Raw genomic sequence first — 10,699 nt, 5'->3', positions numbered from 1 at the left:
CAAAGCCAATGACAATTAGAGGTTATCATGTAGTGTCCAACAAAGAAAGTAATAATAATCACTAAAACTTGATTTAAAAGATAATGTTTAATTTTAATAATACGAGGAGGTTTTTATGAAACATACCAAAGTTATCAATTTACCCGATTTAATTTCCATTGGTATCTACAGTGTGATCTACTTTTGCCTGGTTGGTGTCGCCGAAATGATCGTCGTTTTAGCCATTCCTGGTTATTCTTATTCCTATTCACCCGCTATGTCAGCCCTGCTAACTGGAACAATTTTCATGTTACTGGCTGCCAAAGTACCGCGGTTTGGCGGAATCACGATCATGGGCAGTATCTTAGGGATTTTTTTCTTACTCGGCGGTCTCTTTCCACTCGCATTGATCCCCGGAATTCTTTGCGCAGTTTTAGCCGATGTTATCGCATACTTGGGCAAATATAAAAGTAAACTTGGGCTAATGCTGAGCTATATTGTCTTTTCTTTCAACACTATCGGTCCAGTCATTCAACTGCTTTTTAATACCGATAATTACGTCGCCGACCTCAAAGCACGTGGTAAAGATGCCCATTATATTGCCAATGTTTTCGCTAGTATTTCCGATTACACCGAACTGCTCGCCTTTGGTCTACTAATTTTGGCAGCCATCGTCGGCGGTTTATTCGGACAAAAAATGTTGAAAAAGCACTTTAAAAAAGCTGGCATTGTCTAATGTTTTCTCACTTAGACCCGCGAACGATCCTTTATTACATAGTAGTTTCGCAAATTATCTTACTGCTTGACGCCAGCGTCCTACTAGAGGCCAGTACCGTCTTGTTGTTTACCCTGCCTTTTTGGTTTAACCATCAATGGCGTTTGGCCGGTGGAATCGTCGTGCTTTATTTCTTACAATTGACTGCCAGTCTTTTTTGGTTGCCGCATGTTAATAACGCCGTTTTGTTGTACCCGTTATCAATGTTGACCACTGGTTTTCGTGAATTAGTACCAGGGATCTTGGTGGGTTTGATTGCATTCAAATTTACCACCTTAGCTGCTTGGATCAGCTTGTTTAAAAAATGGCACCTGCCTAAATTCTTCACGGTCAGTTTTGCAGTCTTCTTCCGGTTCTTCCCCACGATCCGTGCTGATTACCGGCAAATTAGGGATGCACTAGCGTTTCGCGGCATCGAACGAGGCTTTTTGGGCTTTGTGAAACACCCAGGACAAACATTTGAGCTAATTTTAATTCCGCTATTAATGAATGCCAGTCAGGTCGCTTCGGACCTAACCATTTCTGTGTTAACAAAAGGTTTGGGGCTCACTGGCCGGCAAACTTCGATGGTCGTCTTACGTTTGACTAAAGTTGATGCCTTTGATCTGGCAGTTGGTTCTGTCCCTATCCTGCTTGCCTTAGGAGGTTTTTAATGACAACTGCAATGATCACTAGTAAAAATGTTTCTTTTCGTTATCCCCATGAACAAGAACCTTTTTTACAGAACATCAACTTAGAGATTCAACCTGGGGAATGTGTCTTAATTTGCGGGCATAGCGGTAGTGGTAAAACCACCTTTAGTCGGCTGTTAAACGGTCTTTCACCTAACTACATTCCTGGTGAGTTACAGGGTGAAGTTACCACTAACGGTTTGCTTGCAGGTCAAGCCGCCATCGAAGACTACGTTCCAGTAGTTGGCAGTGTTTTTCAAAATCCAAAGACCCAGTACTTTACAGCAACAGTCAAAGATGAGTTAGCCTTTCCCCTAGAAAATAGTGGCATCGCACCCGTAGAAATCGTCCAAAAGGTGCAGCAAACTGCTGCAGAATTTCATATCGCTCACTTACTGGACCGGCAAATGTTTAGTCTTTCAGGCGGAGAACAACAACAGATTGCACTCGCGGCCGCCACGATTTTGCACCCAAAGGTCTTAGTCTTAGATGAGGTCAGCAGTAATTTAGATGACCAAGCAATCACGCGACTAACAACTAATATTCGGTCTCAAAAAGCAGCGGGGGTCACCATCATATTAACGGAACATCGCCTTGCCTGGACCAATAGCTTCGTCGACCGTTACGTGCTATTCCAAAATGGTGCACTAACGCAAACATGGACTAAACAAGAATTTCTGAGTCTTAGCCAGGCAAAGTTACACGATTTAGGACTTCGCGCAGTTGACTTAACTGCACATCGCCAAGCTTTGGCAGCTAAAGCCTACCAGCCAAAGTCTTCGCTAGTTGACCAGACCAACACGCTTGAAGCTCAGCAACTCACAATTGGCTATCAATCTAAACAGGTTCTAACTGACCTCTCGTTTGCCCTCAAGCCTCATCAGGTCACAGGAGTTGTTGGTCCAAACGGTGTTGGTAAATCGACCCTAGCCAAAACTTTAACTGGTTTGTTAAAGCCAATAGCTGGTCAAATTAACTGGCATGGTCACCCATTTTCTGCGAAAGAATTGCTGAAAAAGAGTTTCTTAGTCATGCAAAATACCAACTACCAGCTCTTTTGCGAGTCCGTCGAAGAAGAAGTTTTATTAAATGCCAAGTACCCTGAGAAAAAAGACGAACTGTTAACTCAATTAAACTTAGCGAAGTTCGCCCAGCGACACCCTTTGAGCTTGTCGGCTGGCCAGCAGCAACGTGTTGTAATTGCCGCTGCGCTGATGTCTGGCAAAGAGCTGCTGATATTTGATGAACCAACTAGCGGGCTAGATTACGCTAACCTGCAACGGTTCGGTGACTTGTTACAATTACTAAAACAAACCGAAACACTGATCGTCGTGATCACTCATGATCTTGAGTTATCCGCCGGGTGGTGTGACCAAATTATTCACTTAGGAAAGCCGTAGTCTCATACTGCAACTCGTAAAAACTAGCAGAACCTGCTCCTAGAGTTTGGCAATTAAAAACCAAAAAAATAGTTCTGGCCCCAGCTGTTTCAAGGGGACAGAACTATTTTTGTTTACCAAAAGTTGTTGTGTCAGACCAATTATTTACCGTTAAGCAACACGGCAACGATCACTGAACATCCCAGCCAACGATATCATCTTTTTCAAAATTGTAAGTTAACTTAGTGTGATAAGCTGCTTCATAGGCCGCCTTTTTTTGCTGATAGTCTTTTTCCATCATTTCTTGGCTGTTTTGGTCAAGCGACTTATTGGGGTCAGGATAGATCGTCTTTAAGAGATGCACACGGTAGTTGACCTGTTTAAATTGTTCATTATCTTTGGCTGTCAAGGGTTGCATTTCCACAAAACAAGAAATGACGGGCACATTAAAGCGAGCGGCGTAATAATAAGGACCGCGCTTAAACGGTCGCGGCTTACGGTAGTTAAACCACATTTCTTTTTCCGGATAAATCAAAACATAATTATTCTGTGCAATAATTTTTTGCAACATGGTTGGAAAAACGCGCCCCATGTAGTGGATTCCCTGGCTAATTGGCAGAGTGTCAGCATAGCGTAAAAAGAAACCGACCCAGCCGGGCATTTTAAAGTTGGTCGGCTGGCTGACCACGAATAACCTTTTTTTGTTTGCTTTCCCTAACGCATAACGGACCGCAGTGTTTTCCAACGGATTAAAGTGGTTGCTAGTGACGATACTTCCGCCAATTACGTGACGAACATTTTGAATTCCCGTCACTGTCGTGTGGCGGTTAATGAAGCGAGTCGCCGCTGAAACACCCTGCCTGGCGAGAATATTTTTTGTTCGATAACTAAGAGTCGCACGGTCAGCAATAAAATCTGTTAGCAGTTGTTGTTCTTCTTGTTCCCCCAAATCTGGGTCTTCGATTTCAACTTTATCATTAAAGCGTTGTTCACTAACGGCTTTTTTAATGTTGGCAACGACCGCCTCTTTGTCTCCTCCGATAATCATAGTCGAATCTGTACTCCTTTTTCTACCGCTTTTTTAAAAGTTACCGGCAATTCCGGAAATTCACTCAAACGAGCTACTAGTAAGTTTTTGTGGTCGGCATCATGCTTGGCTAAAGTCTGATCCGCGTCGTACTCAGCCTTAATTTTCTTTAAGTCAGTTAAGAAAGGTGAGTTAGCCGCATACTGCCAGAAAAGATCACCATAAGAGACATCATCGTAGCACCAAGGTTTGCCGAAAAGATTGTAGTGAATTACAACGGGATTATCGACAGCCAACGGGTATTCTGTTTGATAGTTCCACTTGTTTTCTAATAACAAAAGTTCGTTGTGGCAAATTGCATTCAGATAATCTTGGTCGGGTGCGATCAGCTGAAAATGATAGTTATTCATTAAAGTTAGAAAATGACTGCTAAATTTAGTTTGTCGTAACCGTTCCAAATTCAACAATAAAACACCCGAGTTAAAATAGCTCTGATGTGCAACCCCAACGGCATTTTCAGCATAGGCAGATGCGGTTGGATCATTACTAATAAATGCATCTGGAATAACACCTAACAGATTCTCGCCTAAGTCCAGCTGGTAGAGGTTGGCAATATCCTGGTCAACGACAATGTCAGCATCTAAGTAAATTCCTTTGGTGAACTGAGGAAACATGTCGGCAATAAAGAGCCGGTAGTAGATCGTTAACGTCTGGTAATCTGCCCGCAAGGTGTTTTGGTCTTTGCCAAGCCGTTCATACAAGTCATCTTTTAATGAAACAAACTTAAGGGTGACGTTGTTATGGTCCGCTGTGATCGTCTGTAACTTAGCTTGGTTTTCCTGTGACAGCTGTTGATATAAAATAAAAATCTGGTAGTGATTAGCTGGGCTAATATTGGCCAGCAAAGAAATTAGTGCAACTGATAGGTAAGGCGCATATTTGTCATCAATACTAAAAAAGATTGGAATTTGAAGTTGTTCGTTATTCATTTAAATCATTCTCTCTTTAAATTAATTTATTTCCCTTAATTTATTTTTTCAAAAAATTGCTGAGACTCAGTTAATAAATCATCATACTCATAAATGCCTAACTCACCATGGAGTTTGTCAACTTGCCACGGTTTGATCGTTTGAATTTTAAAGCGCGGCATAAATCTAAAGCTAGTGGTAAAGTGCTGAAAAACTGTGTCATCTTGCAAACGGTGCTGCTCATTATATTTAGCAGCAGTGATTCCTTTCGCGTGACACAGGCGGTTGATTGCTGACTGGTCAGGCATAAACATCCGTGTTTTTTGACATTTTACCCGACATCTTTCAAATAAGCCGGTTGCTCTAATTTTCTTGAGGTTAATCAATAAAACACCCGAGTTAATGTAGTCAAAGCCTTTTAATTGACGGTGAAAAAACCAGCGGCCATAGTGGTCTAATGAACCAACAAGTTCATGTGTGCTCAAGTCTTGGTGATAAAAAGCACTAAAATCTTGGCGACATAACACATCCGCATCTAAATATAACAGCTGATCAGGAAGTTCAGGGACCTGGTCGGCATAAAGTCGCAGCATACAGTTAGGAGTAAACGAAGTATTAATATTAGCCAGCGGTGCTTCGGCTGCAAATAATTTGGTAATATCAAATTTCTGCACGAAATTACGGTGGTCGTAAAGACGAGAATATTCGTTTAACTTAGCGACAAACCGGTCATTTAACGGCTGAAAAGTTTTTCGTTTAGTGGTGATTTTTGCAGTTAACAAATAAAAATGTACTGGCTCCTGAACATTTTTTAAAACTGACATTAGTGAAAGAGCGAGTCCTTGTTCGATGTGCTCGTCACCACAATACATAATATTTATCACTGGGGCTCCCTCCTTTGGTAATCGAGATATTCATAGGTACTTTGTTGACTTCTTTTTGTCATACATTCGTGGACTTGCTGACTCAGAATTTCTTGCCGCTTTTTCGGCGACAAATCAGCTGGTGCAAAAAACGGCCCGTCCAAATAGGACGTGATCCGCGGTTTTTTTCGCCACCAACATTTCTGATAAGTATTAGTCAGGCAGTAAACCGCCGCTTGGTCTGCAGCTGGATAATGAAAAGCTGCCGGCTGAAAAGGGCGAATTTTAGTATAATAAGGCCAGAGATGAGCCTCTGGATAAATCACAACACACTTGCCGGACTTAATATTATTGAAAACTGCTTGTTTAAAATCGCGAAGCCGACGTAATTGACCAGGGATCGGCAGTCCGCCGCCATGCGGGATCAATTTCCCAATGATTGGCAAACTTAGATTAGCAGGTGTTACAACGATTGCCGGCCATTTTTTGCGCAAAATGTAGTACGGGATCAAAGCATCCCCCACTGTTTGCGTGTGATTAACATATAAATAACAGCCTGTCTGCGGCATTGCAGTTAGTTGGCACGAGCGGTCACGGTGTAAAAATAAGACAAACGGACAAAAAAGATAGCTTAAAGCACGAACACCGTGCCGGGTCAGAAAGTTAACGCTGCGTTGCAAACCGTTTTTTGTCTCCCACTGGTAATCCTCCGGTAAGGAATAGTCTTGCTGCTTAGCTGTAACAAGGTCTTCATTAAAAGAGTCATAAAAATAGGTCTTCTTCTTCGACAAAAAACTCACCCCACTTGATCTGGATGTCGAAAAGCATAGTAAATATTATTGGTGATCCTTTTTAAATCAGCTTCCGTATCGTATTTATTTTCCGGAAATAAACGATATCTCAAAATAAAATACCCCATCAGTTGGGTCACAAAAAGGTAAAAGAGGTTGTCCAAATCAGCCGAATTCTTAATTTCTGGGAAACGTTTAAAAAACTTTTGAATTTTTAAAATCAAGGGAACGTTACTTTGCACGATCAGTTTCTTGATCTGCTTTTTAACAGTATCGTCCGTTAGAGTAACGTTGATCAAGATGTTGATCAGCTCAGTGTTTTCCATCATAAATTTAAAGCGATCATATGTGATGAAACTTAAAACACCATATAATCCTTGGCCTTGCCGTTTTTCAACGATTTCGTCTAAAAGCTGGGTAGTAAATTGAGGAACGATATTTTTAAACAGCGGTTCTAGAATAGTTTGCAATAAGTTATGTTTGCTGCGAAAGTATTTAAAAAGGACTGCCTGACTGACGTTTGCTTTGGTTGCGATCTCGTTGGTACTAGTTTTGTCGTACCCATTTTGTGCAAATAAGGTGATTGCAACATCTAAAACCTTAATTTGACTGGCAGGCATATTTTGAGTTGCATACCACTTGTCTAATGCTTTGGTTGCGGAAAATGGCATTGGTAAAAAACACCTCCTTTACTGAAAATTAATTAGTAAGTGACTACTTACTAATTTTCGTTAATTATATCATGCTTAGAAAATTAAACAATCTTTCTCTTGGATTTTACTGTCATGACTGATTATTCAGAAACGGATATGTTTGGCTATAATGAAAAATATTCGTTTAACTATAGCTAGAAAGATTATTTTTTTAAAGTGACAGCTATTCTACGCACGAAATTTAGAACTACTTTAAGAAAAATGATTTTCATAAATAGTATAGATACCAACCAAATTTTTTCCATGTTGCCAAAAGCATCCCCCAAATTACAGTTACTAATGGTAAACAGCAACAAAAAGGCCAGCCCCCTATTTTAGAGAGAACTGGCGATAAAGTGGCTAAAATAATAAGTTCAGTTGTTCTAGCTAACTTAATTTATAATCTTGGATCAAGAGTTCAAAATAGCAAATGCATCTTCGATTTCTTGTTTATCGGAGATTGCCACAAAGTCTGCGTAAGAATTGAAGGTTGTCATTTTTTTATCTTTTAACAAATGGATATAACAATTTGAGTCTAAATTTTTCAAATCATGAGTTGTGACTATGATAATTTTTTGTGGATCACTTGCCAAAGCAGAAATACTTGTCAAAATTTGTTTTCTAGACACAGGGTCAACTCCGCTAGTTGGCTCATCTAGTAAAAATAACTTCTTTTCTAAATAGCTTTCCAAAAAAAGAACAAACCATCTTCGTTCACCAACAGACATATCTGATACTTTTCTCTCTAATAACTTTTGATATAACTCACAGAAATGCGGGCTTAACTTGTCAATTTCTATCTTGGAATGTCCCGTCGCTACTCCAAAAATAAATTCCTGCAAATTTCTACCAGTTAGCGCCCCAAAAACTACTGGATTTTGTGTTTGATACAAAACTTCCTTTGCATTCGGTCTACCCGAAATCGTACCACTACTTGGGACTCGTGCTCCACTAATTAGGTCAAACAAAGTTGTTTTACCTGAGCCATTATATCCAATTAGGTAATTGATTTTTCCCGAACAAAAAGTACAACTTAAATCAGCAAGAATTTGCTCTTTCTTATATGAAAAATTAACATTTTTTACTTTAACTTGCATAGAAAATACCCCCTAATTTCTCATATACTCAGAATTTATTCTTACCCTAGAAGAACATACAATTCCCAGCACAAGAAAAATTAAGAAAATCCCAGTAACAGCCAGAACTTGATACGAATAAATATTGTGAGCATGACTAGTAAATCTATTAACCAAATCAAAAACTTGCGTGACATAATCACAAGGATCAAGTCCAAAAAGAAATTCTTGAACCAGAGAATGAGAGTCTACCCTAACGGCAGAAACCCATAAAAGTACTACTAAGAGCAGGTTTCCTAAAGTACCACTAGTGTTATTGCGCACAGGTAAAAGATCCGCTAAGATACTAACAAACATAATCGGTAATGCTGAAATTACGTAAGTTAGTGTATAAACTACTAAAATATGGACAATTTGTGTTGGATAAAAAAACATCAAGCAAGCTGAAAAAATCAGCACACACACATAACCGAATAGAAACTCACTACAAATTAATCCCCAAACTGAATACTTCCTTTCGCCTCCAGAAATCATCGTATATGTTTTTAGAAAGCCAATCTCTCTGAAGTTAATTAGTTGTAATGCCACCCCATTAACTGCTGTCGCCACAATCATGTAGCCCAAGTAATTACTACTTGTTGACATGATTTGATTTAAAGATGCTCCATTTTTAATGTTGCCATAATTAGACATCAAAAAAATTATCGCAGGCAAAATTAAGGTATAAAAAAACGGGACTTTTTCTGACCAAATTACTTTATTAAACGTTTTAAAATAACTATAAACTATTTTCATTAGCTACACCTCAAGAAAACGGAAGTGCTAAGCCCTCATTAGGAAAAGATGACAGACCTAGTATTTCGGAAATTTTATATTTTTGCGGATCAATAATCTCAGTGTTCATATGTGGAAATCCATCTGGATAAAAGCTTGTAATTGTTATCATCCTCTTTTTATTAAATATCGATTATTATACTACCACAAAATGATTGCAAAAAAACAATTATCTATACATAAATTTTAATGTTCAAAAATATAAGTTACCATTTTTTAATATTTTACTTAGAAATATTATGTATTATTCTCTTAACCGCAAAGTTTTAAATTAGCTAAATTAGCTAGATTAACATCAATGTTTCCTAATCCTAAATTAACCCCTACTAAACTTAGGGTTGACTTCTCTCCAATGAGACGTTTATAATTAGAAACAACTTAAATAATAAATTAAAAACTATGAGCAGACTAGTAGTTACACACACCAACAGAGAGTCTTGGATGCTGGAAGCAAGGCATGGCCGTTTGTAACGAATCACACCTGTTAGTTGATTTTCTGAAATTAATCATCAGTAAGAAATTCCGGGACGCCCCGTTAGTGCACGAGTTTGATCAAATTAAACTCCGTGAGGTCGTTTGTGTGAACAGGCGATAAACATGAGGTGGAACCGCGAATAGTCGTCCTCTTAGGTCTAGTGCCTAGGGACGACTTTTTATTTACTATTTTTTTGATCAAACTCGCTGAGGTTGGCTGTGCGAACAGTTAACGAATCTGAGGTGGGACCACGACGAAAGCCGTCCTTGATGTCAATTTTTTGGCATGGAGGGCGGCTTTTTTTGACCGCTAAATCTATTGTTGTTGCCGAGTGCCCGTCACTCTCATCAGAACAAAAGGAGCTATTATTATGACCTATATTGAACAGATTGCACCGTCTTTACTAACTGGGGCACTAATGTCTCTCAAAATATTTTTCTGGACTCTGATTGTTTCCATTCCCTTAGGGGTCCTAGTCAGCTTAGGACTTTTATCAAAATTCAGTCCATTACGACTGCTTTTAAAATTTTATGTCTGGATCATGCGGGGAACACCGCTGTTATTACAACTAATTTTTGTGTTTTACGGCTTACCGATCATCGGCATTATCTTCCAGCGTTATGATGCAGCCTTATGCGCCTTTATCTTAAATTACACCGCCTACTTTGCCGAAATTTTCCGGGGTGGTTTTCAAACTATTCCCGCTGGTCAGTTTGAAAGTGCCAAAGTTTTACGGTTAACCAAAACCCAAACTTTGTTGCATATTATTATTCCCCAGGTGGTTAAAATCGTCATCCCATCTATCGGTAACGAAGTCGTCAACTTGGTGAAAGATACTTCACTAGTTTATGTCATTGGTCTGGGTGACTTATTACGAGCCGGGAATGTTGCCACCGCCCGTGATGTTACCTTGATCCCGCTAGTTTTAGTCGGAGTCATTTACTTACTGATGACTGGTTTAGCTTCATACGCTTTGAAGAAAGTCGAACAACACTATTCAAAATGGCGCTAAGCCAAGATTGCTTAGCTGTGATTTTAGTCGAGCTACTCTAGTCAAGACTTTCCGCTCTGTGATTTTAGTCGAGTTCCGTGAAACAGAAAGTACCGTCTATCCAAAAATAACCTTCAATGCCAAGAACACATTAAAGATTATTTTCCGATAGTACTCG

At 39.4% G+C, this 10,699-nt stretch carries 11 protein-coding genes and 1 other annotated feature; of the genes, 4 read left to right on the top strand and 7 right to left on the bottom strand.

Going from position 1 to position 10,699, the window contains the following annotated elements; all coding sequences use genetic code 11:
• Positions 1-115 precede the first annotated feature (115 nt).
• Genes LPAF129_RS06855 through LPAF129_RS06845 form a run of 3 tightly spaced genes read left to right on the top strand, consistent with a single transcriptional unit; the run spans position 116 to position 2,825 of the window.
• Entirely contained in the window at positions 116-715 is a 600-nt protein-coding gene (locus tag LPAF129_RS06855; protein ID WP_244055432.1) for an MptD family putative ECF transporter S component, read from the top strand.
• Positions 715-1,407 carry an energy-coupling factor transporter transmembrane component T gene (locus LPAF129_RS06850; protein WP_244055431.1) on the top strand — a complete coding sequence of 231 codons (693 nt, stop codon included), beginning with the start codon at positions 715-717 and terminating at the stop codon, positions 1,405-1,407. The genes LPAF129_RS06855 and LPAF129_RS06850 overlap by 1 nt, the downstream gene beginning before the upstream one ends.
• Complete coding sequence (locus LPAF129_RS06845; protein WP_244055430.1) at positions 1,407-2,825, top strand: ABC transporter ATP-binding protein; 1,419 nt, start codon at positions 1,407-1,409, stop codon at positions 2,823-2,825. Before LPAF129_RS06850 ends, LPAF129_RS06845 begins: the two co-directional genes overlap by 1 nt.
• Before the next feature lie 169 nt (positions 2,826-2,994).
• On the opposite strand, the gene LPAF129_RS06840 is transcribed toward LPAF129_RS06845, so the two are convergent.
• The 7 genes from LPAF129_RS06840 to LPAF129_RS06810 all read right to left on the bottom strand — a co-directional run bounded on the left by LPAF129_RS06840 (position 2,995) and on the right by LPAF129_RS06810 (position 9,016).
• Entirely contained in the window at positions 2,995-3,852 is an 858-nt protein-coding gene (locus tag LPAF129_RS06840) for a lysophospholipid acyltransferase family protein (protein ID WP_244055429.1), read from the bottom strand.
• Positions 3,849-4,820 carry a glycosyltransferase family 8 protein gene (locus LPAF129_RS06835; RefSeq protein WP_244055428.1) on the bottom strand — a complete coding sequence of 324 codons (972 nt, stop codon included), beginning with the start codon at positions 4,818-4,820 and terminating at the stop codon, positions 3,849-3,851. The genes LPAF129_RS06840 and LPAF129_RS06835 overlap by 4 nt, the downstream gene beginning before the upstream one ends.
• A gap of 35 nt (positions 4,821-4,855) precedes the next feature.
• Positions 4,856-5,683 carry a glycosyltransferase gene (locus LPAF129_RS06830; RefSeq protein WP_244055427.1) on the bottom strand — a complete coding sequence of 276 codons (828 nt, stop codon included), beginning with the start codon at positions 5,681-5,683 and terminating at the stop codon, positions 4,856-4,858.
• Positions 5,680-6,453 (bottom strand): lysophospholipid acyltransferase family protein, encoded by a 774-nt coding sequence (locus LPAF129_RS06825; RefSeq protein WP_244055426.1) that lies wholly within the window; start codon positions 6,451-6,453, stop codon positions 5,680-5,682. The genes LPAF129_RS06830 and LPAF129_RS06825 overlap by 4 nt, the downstream gene beginning before the upstream one ends.
• Before the next feature lie 5 nt (positions 6,454-6,458).
• Complete coding sequence (locus LPAF129_RS06820) at positions 6,459-7,124, bottom strand: TetR/AcrR family transcriptional regulator (protein ID WP_244055425.1); 666 nt, start codon at positions 7,122-7,124, stop codon at positions 6,459-6,461.
• A gap of 431 nt (positions 7,125-7,555) precedes the next feature.
• A complete protein-coding gene (locus LPAF129_RS06815; protein WP_244055424.1) occupies positions 7,556-8,242 on the bottom strand; it encodes an ATP-binding cassette domain-containing protein in 687 nt (228 codons plus the stop codon).
• 12 nt (positions 8,243-8,254) lie between these two features.
• Positions 8,255-9,016, bottom strand: a complete 762-nt coding sequence (locus LPAF129_RS06810) for a hypothetical protein (protein ID WP_244055423.1) — start codon at positions 9,014-9,016, stop codon at positions 8,255-8,257.
• Positions 9,017-9,445: 429 nt separating this feature from the next.
• Positions 9,446-9,684: a binding site (T-box leader), on the top strand.
• Between the two features lie 216 nt (positions 9,685-9,900).
• On the opposite strand from LPAF129_RS06810, the gene LPAF129_RS06805 reads away from it, so the two are divergent.
• Positions 9,901-10,542: an amino acid ABC transporter permease gene (locus tag LPAF129_RS06805; RefSeq protein ID WP_244055422.1), complete on the top strand. Its 642-nt coding sequence runs from the start codon at positions 9,901-9,903 to the stop codon at positions 10,540-10,542.
• Positions 10,543-10,699 lie beyond the last annotated feature (157 nt).

This window comes from Ligilactobacillus pabuli (genome assembly GCF_022836475.1).
Lineage (GTDB): Bacteria > Bacillota > Bacilli > Lactobacillales > Lactobacillaceae > Ligilactobacillus > Ligilactobacillus pabuli.
The sequence above is the reverse complement of the archived record's forward strand: the minus strand, read 5'-3'. Positions and strand labels throughout refer to the sequence as shown.